Source organism: Streptomyces sp. NPDC052236 (assembly GCF_044548015.1).
Lineage (GTDB): Bacteria > Actinomycetota > Actinomycetes > Streptomycetales > Streptomycetaceae > Streptomyces.
This window is the reverse complement of record NZ_JBIUBL010000018.1, coordinates 73,339-90,070: the sequence shown is the minus strand read 5'-3', so window position 1 is coordinate 90,070 and position 16,732 is coordinate 73,339. Positions and strand designations below refer to the sequence as shown.

Below are 16,732 nucleotides of genomic sequence, written 5' to 3'. Positions count from 1 at the left end.
TTGCTGACATGACCGCTGTGACGACCCCGACGCCCCCCACGCCCTCGACACCCTCAGTGCTGCCGACGCCTGCGACGCCCGTGGCGCCTCTGACGTACAAGCGCCTCCGGCGCCGGCCTTCCTTCGGGCGCATCCTGGCCTGGGCAACGATGATCGTGATCATCCTGATCACCCTGCTGCCCTTCTACTGGATCCTGCGCACCGCCGTCTCCACGAACGCCTCGCTCCGCGCCGATCCCGGTTCCCCCGGACCGGTGGGCCTCACCGCCGGCGGCTTCGCCAGGGTGCTAGGGCTGCAGAGCCAGAAGGAGGCGATGGCCCAGGGTGGTGCGGGCGGTTCCCTGGACTTCTGGCGCTATCTGCTCAACTCGGTGGGCGTGGCGACGCTGATCACCGGCTGCCAGATGTTCTTCTCCGCCATGGCCGCCTACGCCTTCGCCCGGCTCCGCTGGCGCGGCCGGGACAAGGTGTTCGCGCTGTTCCTCGCCGGGCTGATGGTGCCGTCGATCTTCACCCTGCTGCCGAACTTCGTTCTCATCAAGCAACTGGGGCTGGTGGACACCCTGTTCGGGATCGCCCTGCCCAGCCTGTTCATGACCCCGTTCGCGGTCTTCTTCCTGCGGCAGTTCTTCATGAATCTGCCCCGTGAGATCGAGGAGGCCGCCCTGCTGGACGGCGCCGGCAAGGTCCGGATCTTCTTCCGGCTGCTGCTGCCCATGGCGTCCGCGCCGGTGATCACTCTCTCCGTATTGACCTACATCACGGCCTGGAACGACTACTTCTGGCCGCTGATGGTGTCGTACACCGACAGTTCGCGGGTTCTCACCGTCGCGCTGGGCATCTTCCGGGCGCAGTCGCCGCAGACCGGCACCGACTGGTCCGGGCTGATGGCAGCGACGCTGCTGTCCGCGCTGCCGATGCTCGTTCTCTTCGGGTTCTTCGCCCGGCGCATCGTCAACTCCATCGGCTTCAGCGGAATCAAGTAGGGAGGCACCTCATGCTCATGCGAATTCGTCGCAGCGCCCCGCTCCTGGGCGCCCTCGCACTCTCCCTGACAGCCGGATGCGCGTCAGGTACCTCGTCCGACAGCGCGTCCTCCTCCCGCGAGGTCTCGTACTGGCTGTGGGACTCCAATCAGCTGCCCGCGTACCAGGCGTGCGCGAAGAGCTTCGAGAAGCTGAACCCCGGGCTCGACGTCAAGATCACCCAGCTCGGCTGGGACGACTACTGGACCAAGCTCACCGCCAGTTTCATCGCGGGCACCGAGCCGGACGTCTTCACCGACCACATCCAGAAGTTCGGCCAGTTCGCCGATCTGAAGGTACTCGCCCCGCTCGACGAGCTTCCGCTGACCAGCAAGATCAAGGACTCCGACTACCAGCCCGGACTCGGTGCCTCCTGGACCGGCCAGGACGGCCACCGGTACGGCGCGCCGAAGGACTGGGACACCGTCGCCCTCTTCTACAACAAGAAGATGGCCGCGTCGGCCGGCCTCTCCGCGGAATCCCTCAACACCCTGGACTGGAACCCGACGGACGGCGGCACCTTCGAAAAGGCCATCGCCCACCTCACGGTCGACGCGAAGGGCGTACGCGGCGACGAGCCCGGCTTCGACAAGAACCACGTCAAGGTCTACGGCCTGGCCACCAACGACGCCGGGGACGGCGACGGCCAGACGCAGTGGAGCAGCTTCACCGCGTCCGCCGGCTGGACCTACACGGACAAGAAGGCCTGGGGCACCCACTACAACTACGACCAGGAGGCGTTCCAGTCGACGATCAGCTGGTACTTCGGCCTCGCGAAGAAGGGCTTCCTCGCCCCCCACAAGGACTGGTCGCAGTCCAACGGGACTGATGTGCAGGTGGGCACGGGCAAGGCCGCGGTCGCCATGCACGGCTCCTGGATGATCAAGAACTTCTACGGCCTCAAGGGCATCGACGTCGGCACGGCGCTGACACCGGTCGGCCCGACCGGGAAGCGCGCCACCATGCTGAACGGCCTCGCGGACTCCATCACCAAGAACGCTCCGAACAAGAAGGGCGCGGAGAAGTGGGTCGCCCACCTGGCCTCCAACGCCTGCCAGAAGACGGTGGGCGGGCACGGCATCGTCTTCCCCGCGACCAAGGACGGCACGGCCGCGGCCGTCGCCTCATTCAAGAAGCAGGGCATCGACGTCACCGCGTTCACCAAGCCGGTGACCGACAAGACGACGTTCCCCTTCCCGATCACCAACTACGCGGCGGATGTGTACGCGCTGATGCGACCCGCCATGCAGGACATCTACGCCAACGGCGCGCCGGTAAGCGGCCTTGACCGGACCAACAGCCAGATCAACCTGCTGCTGTCCCAGTGACCCGGCACAGTGCCTGTCGTCCCCCACACGCACAACCTCAACCTCAGCGGAGGAAACCCCTATGACATTCACCCTGGGCATTGTCGGTGCCGGGCAGTTCGCCGGCCAGTTCGCCAAGCTGTTCCACGCCCATCCGGGAGTCAGCGAGGTCTTCGCCACCGACCTGCTCCCCGAGCGTGCCGCACAACTCGTCGCGGACGGGGACTTGGCAGGGACCTTCCCTTCGTACGAGGCGATGCTGGAGTCGCAGACCGTGGACGCGGTCGCGATCTTCACGCAGCGCTGGACCCATGGCCCGCTCGTCGTCCAGGCGCTGCGGGCGGGGAAGCACGTGTACTCGGCGGTGCCGATGGCCATCACGCGGGAGGAGATCGCGGCGATCATCGACGCCGTACGCGAGACGGGCCTGACGTACATGATGGGCGAGACCAGCCAGTACAACCCGGCCACCGTATATGCCCGCAACCAGATCGCCGAGGGTGCGTTCGGCCGGCTCTTCTACGCCGAGGGCGACTACGTCCACGACATGGATCTGGGCTTCTACGAGGCGTATCAGTACAGCGGGGGCGAGGAGTGGAAGGCCACCGCGAGCTATCCGCCGCTGCTGTATCCGACGCACTCGGTCGGTGGGGTGCTCGGCGCGTGGCAGACGCACGCCGTGAGCGTCTCCGCGATCGGTGTCCTCGATGATCGCGGGGACGGCGTCTTCGACAAGGAAGTGAGTCAGTTCGGGAATGACGTCTCCAATGCCACCGCGCTGTTCGAGGTCGCGGGCGGGGGATCGTTCCGTACGAACGAGTTCCGCCGGGTCGGCTATCCGTCGCACATACGCGAGTCGCGATTCCGGTTCTTCGGTACGGACGCCAGCATGGAGCAGCTGGCCACGGTCAGCTTCTGGCAGGACAAGAAGGAGGTCACGGATATTTCCGAACACCTCCAGCCCAAGCCCACGCTGCCGCCCGACGACCCGTCGCTCCAGCACATCGCCCCGGCGCTGCGGGACGTCTTCACGTCCGGGTCTGCGCCGGTGCACGACCGCGCCCGGCTGCCACGCGAGTTCGATCATCTGCCGAACGGCCACGAGGGAAGCCACCACTTCCTGGTGGACGACTTCGTGACGGCGGTCAATACGCGCACCCTGCCGCCGGTGAACGCATGGGTGGCTGCCCGCTACACACTGCCAGGCATCATCGCCCACGACTCCGCGCGGCAGGGCGGCGTCCGGCTGGAGATCCCGGACTTCGGGGACGCGCCCGGGGCCGCCTAGGTTCTGTTGCGAAAGTGCTGGTCACAGCCACTCGATGATGGCGGCAACCTGCACGGTGGCTTCGTAGCGGACGGCTGGTTTGTCGTATCTCGTGGCCCCACGGCCCGGTGCCTTTTCGGCCGGTTGATGCCGCACTCCGCCGCGCGGCGGTCGGCCACCGCGGGAACCGAGCTTTTTGCGGTTGCGGACTTGATCGGCATTCTCCGGGATCGTGCGGCCGATGCCACGTCTGCGCAGGTAGGCGCGGTTCGCGCGGGAGCCGTAGGCCATATCCGCGCGGGCCTTGTCCGGCCTGGCTGCTCGTTACAGCAGGTCCACAGGTGAGGAGCCATCTTCGGATGGCCCCTTTCGCGCGTCCGGGCGCGGCTGCGGAGCCCTCTTCCGCTCCTTGCTCCCATCGCTCCCCAGCGCCGCGGTCGCGGTCAATCGGGGTACGCAGCCGTTGCGGCCAGTAGGTGGCTGGCTTCGGGCCGGGGGAGAAGGGGCGAGGGGCTATGGCCAGGGGCTGGCTGGTCAGTTGGGCGGCCATGGTGCCTGATCTACGCTGTCGCAGCGGACGCATCAGGCAGGCGTTCATCACCAAGTACCTGAGCACCGAGGGCGGCCAGGTCACGGCGAAGACGGAGGACAACAGCCAGTCAGCGCTGCTGTGGGTCCTCAAGCTCGGGTTCTACGAGACGGAAGCCCAGCGCCGCACGCTCGTCGCGCTGCTGGCCGACAACATCGGCAACGACGCGGCCTACAAGGCGACGCATCCGAACAGCAGCCGGGTCAAGTACGCCGAGAACACGCTGTCCGTAGGTTTCCTCGGCGTCAACGTCCTCGCTCTGGTCCTCGCGGATGAGGGCCGTGGGGACCTGGCGTACAAGCTGCTGCACCAGGACGCGCTGCCGTCCTGGCTGTACTCGGTGAAGAACGGTGCCACCACCGTCTGGGAGCGCTGGAACTCCTACTCCGAGGACGCCGGCCTCGGCCCGGTCAGCATGAACTCCTTCAACCACTACGCCTACGGCGCGATCATGGAGTGGATGTACGCGTACATGGCCGGCATCGCCCGCGACCCGGACAACCCCGGTTTCAAGCGCTTCCTGCTGCAACCCCACATCGATCCGACCGGCAGGATCACGCAGGTGTCGAGCTCGTACGAGTCGCCGTACGGCGAGATCAGAAGCGAATGGACGCTCGACCACGCGGGCCGGACCCTGGTGTACGACGCGGTCGTGCCCGCGAACAGCGAGGCGCCCCTGCGCCTTCCGGCGGCCTCCGCCGATTCCGTCCGCGAAGGACGGACGCCGTTGGCACGCGTGGACGGGGTGCGTTTCCTCGGTCACGCGGAGGGGGTGTCCTCGTACCGGCTCCCGTCCGGCCGGTACCACCTGACCGTACGGCTCCACTGAGCGGCGGACGCGGTACGGACGTGACGCCGAGAGCCACATCGCGTGGTCAGCCGGTCGTGCCGGTCACCGAGGTGCGGGACTTGGTGACGTGGTACGTCACCCCGGCGCACTCGATCGTGGTCGTGCGCGTGCACCACGGCCGCACCGTCAGTCGAGTACGGCCGTGGTGGGGAGCACCTGTCAGGCGGACCGCAACTCGAACCAGTCGAAAGCCGCGCTGCCCCGCGTGGCGTACATGCCGAAGACGCGACCGGTGAAGCCGCCGGCGACCTCGGTGGTGAGGTAGCGGCCGTCGAGTTCGGCGAGGATCTCGAAGTCACCTCCGTCCGTCTCGTAGCCCAGGCGAAGCGTGTCGGGGCCGCCGACGCGGAGGCCGGGCGGGGGAGTTGCCTCAGGGTCCGTGCCGCGGGAAGTGACCGTGGGCGGCAGGACGTCGGACGTCGTGACGTCGATCCGCAGGGTCACGGGGCCGGACGGCACGGCCCGTTCGGCGATGGCATGGCGCAGTGGGCCGATCCTGGCGACCGCGCGGACCATGCCGTCGCCCGCCTCCACCTCGTAGTGGTGCGCCTCGTCCAGCCGTACCGCGAGCCCGCCCCGGCCGCCTTCGGCGACATCGGCCAGTGTGCGCGCGGTGCAGTCGGCGTCGCGCTGGCGGCGTCCTACGAAGAGCGCGCCGGGCTTGTCCAGGCTGTCCGCGCGGGCGTGCAGCACAAGGTGACCCGGCTGCTCATCGAGACGCACGGCCTCGGGGTCACTCCGCCGGAGCGAAACCCAGCAGGGAGCGAGCGCGGGGGAGTCGAAGTCGTCCCGGTCCGGCTCCTGCGGCCAGGGATGCGGCGGCAGCGCCGGGGCCTGCGCACGCAGCTCCAGCGGGCCGGGCAGCGGCCATTCGTCCTCCCACCGCACCGGTGTCAGGAACGTCTCCCGGCCCATGCCGTGGTACATCGGTGTGTCGCCGCGAGGCCTGGTGCCGAGCAGCATCATCCACCACGTGCCGTCGTGCGCCTGCACCAGATCGCCGTGGCCGGTGTTCTGCACCGGATGGTTGGTACTGCGGTGGGAGAGCACCGGGTTGGCCGGGTGCGGTTCGAACGGTCCCGGCAGCGTGCGGGCTCGGGCCACCGACAGCGCGTGGCCGCGTTCCGTGCCGCCCTCCGACAGCAGCAGGTACCACCAGTCGCCGATCCGGTACAGGTGCGGGCCCTCGGGGTACTGCAGTCCGCTGCCCGACCACATCGGCACCGGCTCGCCCAGCAGTTCGCCGGACTTCGGATCGATGCGGACCCCGCGGATCCCGCCCGACGAGAACACGCACCAGCAGGTCCCGTCCTCCTCCCAGGCCAGGTCGGGGTCGATGCCCGGTACGGCGACCGGCACCGGGTCCGACCACGGTCCCGCGGGGTCCTCGGCGGTCACCAGGACGTTGCCCGCCCCGGCGACCACGGTCGTGATCAGCCAGAACCGGGCATCGTGGTACCGCAGTGTGGGCGCGTACACCCCCGTGGAGGACGGGGCCGTGTCGGGCAGCGCAAGCTGCGAGGGCCGGTCCAGCGCGTGCCCGATCAGCCGCCAGTGCACCAGGTCACGGCTGTGCCAGAGCGGCACGCCCGGTACGTACTCGAAGCTGGACGTTGCCACGTAGTAGTCGTCGCCGGCCCGGCAGACGCTCGGGTCCGGGCTGAAGCCCGGAATCACGGGATTGTCGAAGAACGCCATGTCCATGAACGCCATGTCCATCCTGAGGAGTGTGGTCGGGGGAAGTGCGCCGCGCGGAATCGTCCGCGCGGGGTCAAGGGGTCCGGGCGGTGGCTATCGGAGCGTGAAGCCGAAGGCCGCCAGGCGGAGTTCACCGGTGAGCACCACGTACAGGTCGTGGACACCCGGGAGTCGGTCCGCCAGGTCGGCGGTGGTCGTGGTCCAGGCGTAACGGTCGCCGGTGCTCGGTACGGGCAGAGCGGCCAGCAGGGTGCCGCCGGGGCCGACCGCACGTGCCCACACCTTGAGCCGACCCTGGCCCGGCGCGGTACGGGACACCTCGGCGATGACGCCGCGGGCGTCGGTGGGCGCATCGGGGTCCGTCGGCGTCACGGGGTCGCCGGCCGCGCGGGTGGTGTCCACGAGGACGATGCCGGTGTAGTCGTGGCAGCCGGCGGCGTTCACCCGGCGCCCGACCGCCGTACGCGGTGCCGGCTCCGGGCCGGTGACCGTCAGCGGCGCGCTCAGCACCACGTTCCCGGCCGAGCGCGCGACGAGCACCGGGTACTCGCCGGGGCCGACGACGAAGGCATCCTCGGCGACCGACCAGTGGGCCGGCGCTTCGGACGCGTCCAAGGTGACCTCGACCTCCCGCGAGGCGCCGGACCCCGGGCTCACCTTGCGGAAGTCGGCCGGCTTCAGCAGCGGTGCCTCGTAACGCGTGCCGAGCGTGCGGACGTACAGCTGGACGGTTTCCCTGGTGACGGAGACGGTGACGCTGCCGTCCAGGGTGGTGCGCCGCGTGCTCAGCCGCAGTCCCGCGTGGTCGAAGTGGGTGTAGGACAGGCCGTGGCCGAAGGCATACAGCGGCTGTGCGCGGTGGTACTGGTAGGTCCAGCCGGCCTTGACGAGGTCGTAGTCGAGCCGGGCGGGCAACTCGTCGGCCCGGTACCAGTTCTGCGGCAGTCGGCCGGCCGGTTCGGCGTCGCCGAGCAGGACCGAGGCCGGCGCGTGGCCGCCTTCCTGGCCGCCGTGCGCGGTCCACGCCGCGGCTGTCGCGATCCGCTCGGCGAGGGTCAGCCGCGACGGCAGGTTCTCGACGCGTTCGGCGAGCGGGCGGGGCACGGAAGCGGGACTCACAGCGGGCAACCCCTTGGTAGCGAATGTCCCCCGGACGCGGTCGGCGATGACGCGCTCGCCGCTGAGCAGCTGCACCCGCTCGCCAACCGGGCCGCGGCACACGGCATCCGGATCGCGTACGAGGCACTGGCTTGGGGCCGCCATGTCAATGAAATCCGGCCGGACTGGCACTCCCCGGTCGAGAACGCGACTGTGCCCGCACACCGGATGTGCAGCCCACCACCTGGTCAAAGCCGCTCGAACCGGAACGCGGCCAGGGCTTCGCCCAGCTTCTCGCCGAGCGCCTCGGCCGCGACCAGGTCGCCGGCGTGGACGCTCAGGGTCGCACCGCTGTGCGAGACGGCGAAATGGAAGTTGGGCAGCTCGACCGCCCGTCCCAGGACCGGGAGGCCGTCGCTGGGGATGGGCCGTTCACCCACCCGAACGCTTTCCACGGTCGCGGCTCGGATCCCGGGGTACAGCGCACGGCCCGCCTCAAGCACTCTTGTCACCGCTGATCGCTCAACGCTGATCTCACCGGTGTCGGACACGTAGGCCGCACTGTCGGTCTCAGGGGTGTGCAGAAGGAGCCGTCCGGCGCCGTCCGGGCGTAGATGGACGTGCGGGGCGTGGATGACGCGCGACACCGAGACCGCGACCGGCGAGGTGTAGATGAGTACACCGCGGGTGTTGCGCATCGGCAGAACAAGGCCGGCGAGCTCGGCGATCCTGGCAGCCTGCGGCCCCGCACAGTTGACGACCGCGTCCGCGGAGAGCTGCCGCCCCGAGGCGAGCCGGACAGCGCGCACGAGACCGGCGGTCGACTCCAGGCCGGTGACAGGGTCGTCGCGTACCAGCTCGGCACCACGGGAGACCGCGTTGGAGAGCAGGTGGCCGATGAGGCGGGTCGGCTCGACCCAGCCCTCGCGCGGGAAGTAGGCGATCCCATCCGCCGGCAGTCCGGCGGGGTCGATGTCGGGTTCGAGGCGCAGCGCCTCCGCCCGGCTGAGCCAACACGCCTCGTATCCGTAGTCCAGGACGCCGGCGACCTTCTTGCGCAGTTCCTCGCGCCCGGCGTCGTCGGCGGCCCATTCCAGGTTGCCGCCCTCGTGGTACCAGTCGCTGTTGGGTACTTCGGCCGCCAGCTGCCGGTGGGCCTGCATGCTCGCGACACTGAGGTCGTGGTAGGGCCGTGGCTGCTTACCGCAGGAGTTGGTCCACGAGAATGTCGCACCCGAGGTGCCGCCCGCCGGCGCACCGGCGTCCACGACGGTGACGCGGGCACCCCGCCGCGTCAGCGAGGCAGTCACCGCCGCTCCGTAGACGCCGGCGCCGATGACAACTACGTGCTCAACCACGCTGATCTGCCTCCCTTTTCTCTCGCGGGGCGGGTGGCCGGGTGGGTGGCGGGACGGTGCGCCCAGTTCGGCACCGCCCGGGCCCCTGTGCGATGGCCACGCAGGCTCTGGCCTCGGGCGTGGTAGCGCACCGCGACGATGCCCCGGTGCGTCGTCCGCGTTGGTTGATGTTCAGGCAGGGCAGCGGGGATGGCGGGCACGCGTGCCGCGCAGAGCGATTTCTCGTGTCGGCCACCCCTTTGAGATGTAAGTGGTTACAAGCCGAGCATGCTCGGTCGCGTGCAGTCAACAGTCCCGGACCGCGATCGTCTCCGGCAACATCGGGCGCCCCGGCCGGCAGAGCGAGCACACCGAACAGCCAGTCGGCTGCGGGCGTCTGCCATCAGCAGGCCGTGGCTCGCGGCCACGGTGATGTCCGCGGCAGCGGGCGAGGAGGACCTGGACGGCTGCTTCCACCGTCGCGCCAGTCCTGATCATGTCGTCCACGACGACCCCGACCTGGGCGCCCACCGGCTCGCCGGCCTGCGTTCTACGGTCCTGCCGGGCGTAACCGAAATACGGTAGGACGGCGGTGATCTTGTGCGCGCCACCTCGGCGGTATGTATTCAGCAGCAGAAGCAAAAGCCATCATCGCCTCCACAGGTCACCACACGTGCGTTGGCGCTCACGCCGATGGTTCGGGGCTTTCGTAGCCTCGGCCCGCATGGTCCTCGCGTGCGAGGGCCGGAATGATGCCTCCGGCGAGGACGGTGCGGCGGCGGCTGTCGGAGAGTCTGTGGCGGACCTGATAGGTCTCGTCCTTGGTGGTGTTGTGCAGCCGTAGGTGGGGTTTGGCTCCGGGGGCCAGTGCGGCGTGCAGGTTCTCCAGTCGCAGCCGGTCGCCGGGGTCGATGTGGTCGTAGTCGGCCGGGTCGGCGAATTCCAGGGGCAGGACGCCGAAGTTGGCCAGGTTCTGCCAGTGGATGCGGGCGTAGGACTTGGCGATGACCGCGCGCAGCCCCAGGTGACGCGGGGTGATTGCGGCGTGCTCGCGGGAGGAGCCCTGGCCGTAGTTCTCGCCGCCGACAACCATGTGCTGGCCGGGCCTGCCCTCGGTGGCCAACTCGGCGGCGCGTCGCGGGTAGTCCGGGTCGATCCGGGTGAAGGTGAACTCGGCCAGCTTGGGGATGTTGGAGCGGTACGGCAGCGCCTTCGCCCCGGCCGGTGAGATCTCGTCGGTGGAGGCGTTGTCGCCGCACTTGAGCAGGACCGGGCCCGCCAGCACGTCGGGCAGCGGATCGAAGTGAGGCAGGCCGGAGATGTTCGGGCCCCGTTCGAGCTCGATACGGGCGGCCTGCTCGGGCGGCAGCGGAGGCTCGAGCATCGCGCGGTTGACCGACGCGTGCCCGGGAAGGCGGAGCCGCGGGTAGGGCACGCCCTCCTTGGCTGCCCAGTCCCGGGGGTCTGTGATCTTGCCGGTGAGGGCGGCGACGGCGGCCGTCTCCGGGGAGCAGAGCCAGACCGCGTCCTGTTCGGTGCCGGAGCGGCCGGGGAAGTTGCGCGGGAAGGTGCGCAGGCTGTTGCGGCCCACTGCCGGGGCCTGGCCCATGCCGATGCAGCCGAGACATCCGGCCTGGTGGATGCGGGCACCGGCGGCGATCAGGGCGAAGGTGGAACCCATCTTGGTGAGGTCGGCGAGGATCTCGCGGGAGGTGGGATTGACGTCGAAGCTGACGGCGGGGTCGGTCTGGCGGCCGGTGACGATGGCCGCGGCGATGGCGAAGTCGCGCAGCCCCGGATTGGCGGAGGAGCCGATGACTGCCTGCCCGACGGGCTCGCCCGTGACCTCGCGTACCGGGACGACATTGCCGGGCGAGGTGGGGCGGGCGATGAGCGGTTCGAGGGTGGAGAGATCGATCTCGTCGGTGAGGTCGTAGACGGCGTCCGGCTCGGAGGTGAGCCAGTGGAAGTCCGTCTCGCGGTCCTCGGCGCGCAGGAAGTCGCGCACCGGGGAGTCAGAGGGGAAGACGGAGGTGGTCGCGCCGAGCTCGGCGCCCATGTTCGCGATGACGTGCCGGTCCATGGCGGTCAGACCCGCCAGGCCCGGGCCGTGGTACTCCAGGATCCGGTTGACCGCCCCCTTGACGCCGTGCCGTCGCAACATCTCCAGCACCACGTCCTTGGCACTCACCCACTCCGGCAGATGGCCGGTCAGGCGGACGCCCCAGATCTCCGGCATGGTCACGTGCAGGGGCCGTCCGGCCATGGAGAGCGCGACCTCCAGGCCACCGGTGCCCAACGCGAGCATCCCGAGCGACCCCGCAGCGCAGGTATGCGAGTCCGATCCGGCCAGTGTCTTGCCGGGAACGCCGAAGCGTTGCATATGGGTGGGGTGGGAGACACCGTTGCCGGGCTTGGAGTACCAGATGCCGAAGCGGCGGCAGGCGGAGCGCAGGAAGGCGTGGTCCTCGGCGTTGCGCTCGTCTGCCTGGAGCAGGTTGTGGTCGACGTACTGGACGCTGACCTCGGTACGGACCAGGTCCAGGCCGAGGGCCTCCAGTTCCTGCATCACCAGGGTGCCGGTGGCGTCCTGGGTGAGGGTCTGGTCGATCCGCAGCCCGATCTCGTGTCCTGGTTCCATCCGCCCGTCGACGAGATGATCGACGATGAGCCGGTGCGCCAGCGTGCCGTGAGACCGCGTCACAAGGCCAGGGTGCGCGTGCTGCATCCGGGCGGCAAGCTGAAGGGCATGGCCCAGCGGTCGCCGGTAGTCGTACGCGCCTTGATGTACGGATCGCGTGTACGCATCGCATCCCGTGCGGCTGCTCGCGCACCAGCAGGCCGTCGGCCCACCGCGGGATCCGTCCGTCAGGCATGATCCACGAGTTGCGCGAAACCTTTCTGGCGGGCGCAGTGCGCACAGCAGAAGTACTGCCCGTCCGCTTGTAGGCCGTGGCCGAGGATGCGGCACTGGCAGTTGTCGCAGACCGGTGCCATCTTCTGGGCGGCGCACTCGATGCTGTCGAAGGTGTGGACCGCACCTGCGGCGTGCACTTCGAACGAGCTCTCGTAGTCGTTTTGGCAAACCTCGCACACGGCCATGAATGGTCAACTCCTCGTTGTTGCATGGACAAGCCGGAGTGCCTGCGTCGGCGTCACTGGAAGGTAGCGACAAGCCGCACAGCACTCGGGGCGGCACGTCGGCCCGCGCCCGAGCGGCATACCTGAAATCACTCTGCTGGGCGCGGGAAGACGCTATGGGTGTGGGCGGCCGCCCCGCCTCGGCCCGGCAGCCCGTCGTCCATCCATGACCCGGCGTATCTGCTGACTCCGGGTCTCTCCGGCGCGGAGCTCACTCTCTCGTCCGGACGTCGTCCGCCCGCTCGCCCTCCGCTTGAGATGGTTCGGTCCTGGGCACGTCCGGGTGCTGTTCCAGGGTGCTGCGCTCGTCCGGCTCGTTGCGCTCCCCCTCGGCCTGCGATGGGGTATGCGCGTACAGCCAGCGGTCGTAATCCGAGGCTCCGGATTGCATGACGGGCCTCCTTCGCTCGCTAACCCCATGTTTCACCTTCGGCCGTGACACGGCGAGAGGAGCGCGAGGGCTGTCCTGGGCGGCAGCCCAGGCTGTTTTGGTGCAGCCTGCGGGAAACTCGGGGGTGTGGCAGGGGTCCGCATCTCAGAGGAGATGACTGTGATGACGGCAAAAGCCGGCGAGAAGGCCCAGAAAACAGGGGACTTCTACTGCGCCCAATGTGACGGGAAAGTCCATGTGACGCAAGGCGACAAGATACCGAAATGCCCCAACGGCCACACTGAATTCGAAACCCGTCGACACGAACCGGATACGAAGTCATAGCGTGCCGCTCGCCGACGGCGCCCCCTTTGCGGTGACCTCGCACCCGGACGCTGAGGACCCGTGGCCCGGTCGGCTGGATGGGCTGTAGAGGACTGACCGACGGAAGAGACGTTCAGGGCGGGGTCCCGGTGGGTACCCGCTCACTTGCCCTGCCCCCTCGGGGCCGTGGAGCACGGAAGCCGCAGGGGCGACACGACGGGCACGACGGCATCGTGAACGGTGTGGTGGGACCGGTGCGTGAGACGTTTCGGCTCGGACACATCGCCGGCATCCGTGTCGGCGTCCACTGGAGCGTCCTGGTCATCTTCCTGATCATCGCGGTGGGCCTGTCGGAGGGGCGGCTGCCCGAGGCCCACCCAGGACGGTCCCTGTGGCAGTACTGGCTGGTGGGCATCCTCACGGCCCTGGTCTTCTTCGGGTCTCTGCTGGCCCATGAGGTCGCCCACGCGGTCGTCGCCCGCCGCAACGGCATGGAGGCGGACAGCATCACGCTGTGGCTGCTCGGCGGCGCCGCCCGACTGAAGGACGAGGCGCCCAGCCCGGGTGCGGAGCTGCGGGTTGCAGGCGTAGGCCCGCTGGTCAGCCTGGTCCTGGGCATCATGTTCGCGGCGCTGGCGGCCGTGCTGGTGGCACTGGGGCTGTCCGGCCTCCCCGTCGAGGCGGTGGCGTGGCTGGCCGGGATCAATGTGCTGCTCGCCGTGTTCAACGCCCTCCCGGCCGCTCCGCTCGACGGCGGCCGGCTGCTGCGGGCGTTTGTGTGGTGGCGTACCGGAAACCGGCTGCGGGCCACGTCGGTCGCCACCATCGCCGGCCGTGTCCTGGGCTGGTTCCTCGTACTGTTGGGCCTCTATCAGTTCCTCCTGGGTGGACTGGGCGGGCTCTGGCTGGCGCTCATCGGCTGGTTCCTCATCGCCGCCGCGACGGCCGAAGGAGGGCACGCGCAGATGAAGGAAGCGCTGAACCGGGTCTCCGTACGCCAGGCCATGACACCCGATCCGGTGTCAGCCCACGCCGGGTTGACCATCGAGGAACTGCTGCGGGGCCCCGCGTTTCGCTACCGGCACTCGGCCTTCCCCGTGATGTCCGACGACGACGCGGCGCCGGTGGGACTGGTGACCGTCCACCGTGCCCAGGAGAGCGCGGGACGGGACGGGATGGACACCACCGTCGCGGATGTCATGTTCCCCATGGACGAGGTCGTCACCACCGGTCCCGACGAACCCTTGGGCGGTCTGCTGCTCAGACTGGAGGCCTCGCCCGCGCGCCGCGCACTGGTGATGGAGCAGGGCCGACTGGTGGGGATCGTGTCCTCGTCCGACATCAACCGAGTGCTCAGCTGGCTCACCTCGACACCCTGGAACCGTGGCATCGGCGAGAGGCGCGGGTACCCGTTGTGACGACGGTGCGAGAGCGGCCCACTGTGCGGCACCAGCATCACCGAAGCGATGCCCGGCCCGACCGTGCCCCCCACCTATTGCCGCTGATGACGGCAGGGCCCACCAGCGCGTAGCGGCTCCTATCCTGGACGTGAGCCGGATCCGCGCCGAAGCGCGGCAGGTGATCCTGCGCGGCGATCGCGAGGTCGTCGCCCGCGGTGCCGACGCGGGCCAAAAGTACCGCCTGGCGCGGCGGCGCCGCGGCACGGTCGTGGACCGTGCGCCGCTGCACGACGTCCGTTTCCCACCGCGCCGCCCGCAGCCCGGCGCCTCGGCCGGCGGGTGCACATCGACCTCGCGCTACCGGGCACCCACCCGTCGTCGACACGTGGGGCGGCGAGTGACCATGCCGCATAACGTCATCGAGGACGTTCAGCGCCTCATCGGGCGCAAGCACTTGCCGCAGCCGGACGAACACGAGCGGTTCTGGGGCTTCCGGGCTGCTGGTCGTCCCGGATGAGGCTGAGCCGGCAGGCATCAGACGGTCCGGGCCGGAGATCCAGGCCCGGCGGTTGCACCGCGTGGCGTCGGGTACCGGCTGAGCTGAGGGTTCGGCTTCGCACCCCTACGCCGGTCATCCCTGAGGAGGCGGCATGATGCGAGTGCGCGATTCGGTAGTGGTGGTAACGGGGGCGTCGAGCGGCATCGGACGGGCCACCGCGGAGGCGTTCGCCCGCAAGGGCTGTGCCGTGGTGCTGGCCGCCCGGGGTGAGGAGGCGCTGGAAGCCGCCGCACGAGACTGCGAGCGGCACCGGGGCGCTCGGGCGCTCGTCGTTCCGACCGACGTCACGGACGTCGCGGCGGTTGACGATCTCGCCCAGCGCGCCGTGGAGCGGTTCGGACGGATCGACGTTTGGGTCAATGCGGCGGCCGTCACGGTCTTCGGACCGTTCGAGGAGGTGCCGCTGGAGGACTTCCGCAAGGTCATCGACGTCAATGTCATGGGTTACGTGTACGGAGCGCGGGCAGCGCTGCGCACCATGCGCAAGCAGGGCAGCGGCACGCTGGTCGACGTCTCCTCGGTCGTCGGGGTGGTCAGCCAGCCCTACACCCACGCGTACGTCATGTCGAAGCACGCCGTCCGGGCGCTCGGAGCGAGCCTGCGGCAGGAACTGCGGATCGAGGGGGCCAAGAAGATCCATGTGTGCACGGTGCTGCCGGCCAGCATCGACACCCCGCTGTTCCAGCACGCGGCCAACTACACGGGCCGGAAGGTCGTGGCCATGCCCCCGGTCTACAGTGCCCGGCGTGTCGCCCACGCCATCGTGGACGTCGTCCGCGTGCCGCGGCGCGAGGTGGTGGTCGGCCCGATGGGGCGGGCCATTGCGCTGCAGTCGCGGACGGCTCCCGGGCTGCTGGAGCGGGCGGCGGCGCGGCAGGTGGACCGGGCCCATCTCTCCCGCGAGGAGCCGGCCCCCGCGGTAGGACGACTCGGCGGTGAACTGCAGCCAGAAGGGTACGGCGCCCAGCCGTAGCGTCCAGTGCGGCTCCCACTGGTTGTACGTCTCGACGAGCAGCCGGTCGGCCGGCAGGCCCCGCCGGCGGTACCACCAGCGGTACAGGTCGGCCACGAGCGGGCTGAGGTGCTCCGGCTCGCCGATGGTGATGCGGCGCACCTGGTAGCCGCAGCGGGCCGCCAGTGCCGTGATGTCGGGCGTGAGGCTGTCGTCGTACCCCCACTCGGCCTCCGGGTACCGCTCGTCCGGCGGTGGGGCGTCCCACTGGCGTACCGGAGCGTTCTGCTCGGCGAGGTGCCGGGCGATGCGGTCGCTGCCGCCCGCGTACTCGTCGGCCGGCATACCGCCGAGGGCGCCGAACTGGAAGCGGTGCCGGTCGCCCAGTACCGACATGGCCCAGGTGAGGGTGCAGTCGACGATGAAGAGGGTCGCGCCCGGAGCGAGCCGCTGCTCCAGGAACCGTTCCAGCACCGCACCGAGCCGCAGCCGCTTGAACCGGAAGTACATGAAACGCACGAGCATCGCCCGGTCCTGGCTCGGGTCGTGCATATGACACAGGGCGAGGTCGGGGTTGGCCTCCACCAGCTGCCGGCCGAACTCCCGGCCCGCTTTCAGTGCCGCGCGCGGCTGGTCGGGGTCGAGCCGGGCCCGCACCGGTACCAGGTAGGTCTGGGGCAGGACGGGAGCGTGCAGGGCGGCTGCGAGGTGGACGGCGGCCCCGCTGCCGGATCCGATGAAGGCCGCGGGGTACGGGCCGGGGCCGTACTGAGCGGCGGTCCAGGCCGCGAGGTCCTCGCCGCCCACTCGGCGTA

At 69.6% G+C, this 16,732-nt stretch carries 15 protein-coding genes and 1 pseudogene; 8 read left to right on the top strand and 8 right to left on the bottom strand.

The annotated features are described in order from the left end of the window. Positions 1–8 precede the first annotated feature (8 nt). The 3 genes from ACIHCQ_RS27330 (at position 9) to ACIHCQ_RS27320 (ending at position 3,620) form a co-directional block, all read left to right on the top strand. A complete protein-coding gene (locus tag ACIHCQ_RS27330) occupies positions 9–986 on the top strand; it encodes a carbohydrate ABC transporter permease (RefSeq protein WP_399667611.1) in 978 nt (325 codons plus the stop codon). Positions 987–1,003: 17 nt separating this feature from the next. Further along, entirely contained in the window at positions 1,004–2,353 is a 1,350-nt protein-coding gene (locus ACIHCQ_RS27325) for an ABC transporter substrate-binding protein (protein ID WP_399667816.1), read from the top strand. A 61-nt stretch (positions 2,354–2,414) separates the two neighbouring features. After that, the gene (locus tag ACIHCQ_RS27320; RefSeq protein ID WP_399667608.1) at positions 2,415–3,620 is read left to right on the top strand and encodes a Gfo/Idh/MocA family protein; all 1,206 of its coding nucleotides are present in this window, start codon (positions 2,415–2,417) and stop codon (positions 3,618–3,620) included. A gap of 21 nt (positions 3,621–3,641) precedes the next feature. Here the strand turns inward: ACIHCQ_RS27320 and ACIHCQ_RS27315 are convergent, their stop codons facing one another. Beyond that, the gene (locus ACIHCQ_RS27315; RefSeq protein WP_399667605.1) at positions 3,642–3,890 is read right to left on the bottom strand and encodes a hypothetical protein; all 249 of its coding nucleotides are present in this window, start codon (positions 3,888–3,890) and stop codon (positions 3,642–3,644) included. 284 nt (positions 3,891–4,174) lie between these two features. On the opposite strand from ACIHCQ_RS27315, the pseudogene ACIHCQ_RS27310 reads away from it, so the two are divergent. Beyond that, positions 4,175–5,017: pseudogene (locus tag ACIHCQ_RS27310) on the top strand (alpha-L-rhamnosidase C-terminal domain-containing protein); the annotation flags it as partial. Positions 5,018–5,197: 180 nt separating this feature from the next. Here ACIHCQ_RS27310 and ACIHCQ_RS27305 read toward each other — a convergent pair. The 7 genes from ACIHCQ_RS27305 to ACIHCQ_RS27275 form a co-directional block, all read right to left on the bottom strand. Beyond that, positions 5,198–6,736 (bottom strand): glycoside hydrolase family 43 protein, encoded by a 1,539-nt coding sequence (locus tag ACIHCQ_RS27305; RefSeq protein WP_399667813.1) that lies wholly within the window; start codon positions 6,734–6,736, stop codon positions 5,198–5,200. 93 nt (positions 6,737–6,829) lie between these two features. Next, positions 6,830–7,999 (bottom strand): glycoside hydrolase family 3 C-terminal domain-containing protein, encoded by a 1,170-nt coding sequence (locus tag ACIHCQ_RS27300; protein ID WP_399667603.1) that lies wholly within the window; start codon positions 7,997–7,999, stop codon positions 6,830–6,832. Positions 8,000–8,082: 83 nt separating this feature from the next. Next, entirely contained in the window at positions 8,083–9,192 is a 1,110-nt protein-coding gene (locus ACIHCQ_RS27295) for an NAD(P)/FAD-dependent oxidoreductase (RefSeq protein ID WP_399667600.1), read from the bottom strand. 285 nt (positions 9,193–9,477) lie between these two features. Next, positions 9,478–9,813, bottom strand: coding sequence for a ribose-phosphate pyrophosphokinase-like domain-containing protein (locus tag ACIHCQ_RS27290; RefSeq protein WP_399667598.1), 336 nt, complete (start codon positions 9,811–9,813; stop codon positions 9,478–9,480). Between the two features lie 43 nt (positions 9,814–9,856). Beyond that, a complete protein-coding gene (locus tag ACIHCQ_RS27285) occupies positions 9,857–11,899 on the bottom strand; it encodes an aconitate hydratase (RefSeq protein WP_399667595.1) in 2,043 nt (680 codons plus the stop codon). 140 nt (positions 11,900–12,039) lie between these two features. Then, positions 12,040–12,273, bottom strand: a complete 234-nt coding sequence (locus tag ACIHCQ_RS27280; protein ID WP_109382240.1) for a hypothetical protein — start codon at positions 12,271–12,273, stop codon at positions 12,040–12,042. Between the two features lie 250 nt (positions 12,274–12,523). Beyond that, the gene (locus ACIHCQ_RS27275) at positions 12,524–12,703 is read right to left on the bottom strand and encodes a hypothetical protein (RefSeq protein WP_399667592.1); all 180 of its coding nucleotides are present in this window, start codon (positions 12,701–12,703) and stop codon (positions 12,524–12,526) included. A gap of 153 nt (positions 12,704–12,856) precedes the next feature. Here ACIHCQ_RS27275 and ACIHCQ_RS27270 point away from each other — a divergent pair, with 153 nt between their 5' ends. From ACIHCQ_RS27270 to ACIHCQ_RS27255, 4 genes are all read left to right on the top strand, one after another. After that, positions 12,857–13,027 carry a hypothetical protein gene (locus ACIHCQ_RS27270; protein ID WP_399667589.1) on the top strand — a complete coding sequence of 57 codons (171 nt, stop codon included), beginning with the start codon at positions 12,857–12,859 and terminating at the stop codon, positions 13,025–13,027. A gap of 233 nt (positions 13,028–13,260) precedes the next feature. Further along, positions 13,261–14,424 carry a site-2 protease family protein gene (locus tag ACIHCQ_RS27265; RefSeq protein WP_399667587.1) on the top strand — a complete coding sequence of 388 codons (1,164 nt, stop codon included), beginning with the start codon at positions 13,261–13,263 and terminating at the stop codon, positions 14,422–14,424. A gap of 130 nt (positions 14,425–14,554) precedes the next feature. Continuing rightward, positions 14,555–14,923: a hypothetical protein gene (locus tag ACIHCQ_RS27260; protein ID WP_399667585.1), complete on the top strand. Its 369-nt coding sequence runs from the start codon at positions 14,555–14,557 to the stop codon at positions 14,921–14,923. A gap of 133 nt (positions 14,924–15,056) precedes the next feature. Beyond that, on the top strand, positions 15,057–15,938 hold the full coding sequence (locus ACIHCQ_RS27255) for an SDR family oxidoreductase (protein WP_399667583.1): 882 nt from the start codon (positions 15,057–15,059) through the stop codon (positions 15,936–15,938). Positions 15,939–16,732 lie beyond the last annotated feature (794 nt).